This is a genomic window from Stenotrophomonas sp. 01N47, from assembly GCF_056399165.1.
The window spans coordinates 1-361 of the sequence record NZ_JBFTQU010000116.1 but is presented as its reverse complement, the minus strand read 5'-3'; the positions used below and the strand labels follow the sequence as shown (position 1 = coordinate 361).

Annotated in this window: 1 protein-coding gene; it reads right to left on the bottom strand. The window is 62.6% G+C overall.

All coding sequences use genetic code 11. The features are described 5' to 3' along the window. Nucleotides 1–231 (bottom strand): ATP-binding protein (locus tag AC1DKR_RS21475; protein WP_478035263.1); only part of this gene is annotated, 231 nt, incomplete at its 3' end. Between the last annotated feature and the right edge of the window lie 130 nt (nucleotides 232–361).

The following is a 361-nucleotide window of genomic DNA, read 5'->3' as shown; positions in this document are numbered from 1 at the left end:
GTCCGAGGCCGCCCGTACGTCCAAGGGGTTGCGGTCGCCGAGGAGCATTGCGCTGAATAGCTCAGCATCGTTCATGCCTCTGCCGTCATCTGCAATGGATATCCAGCTGTCTACGCCATTCCAATTGAACCCGACCTCTACTTGGCCCGCGCCAGCGGAAATGCTGTTGTCCACCAGGTCCGCCAGCGCCGTGGCCGTCGTGTAACCCAGGCCGCGCAGTGCCTCAACCATGGCGTCAGCCCTGGGGGGAGCATTTCGGCCTTGCGGCCTACCCCTACTGTTCTGCTGCATCGTCAGCCTCCGGCTTTCCATTGACCAACTCCCTGAGACGCCGCGAAGGGTGGCGCATCAGTCTTAGCGC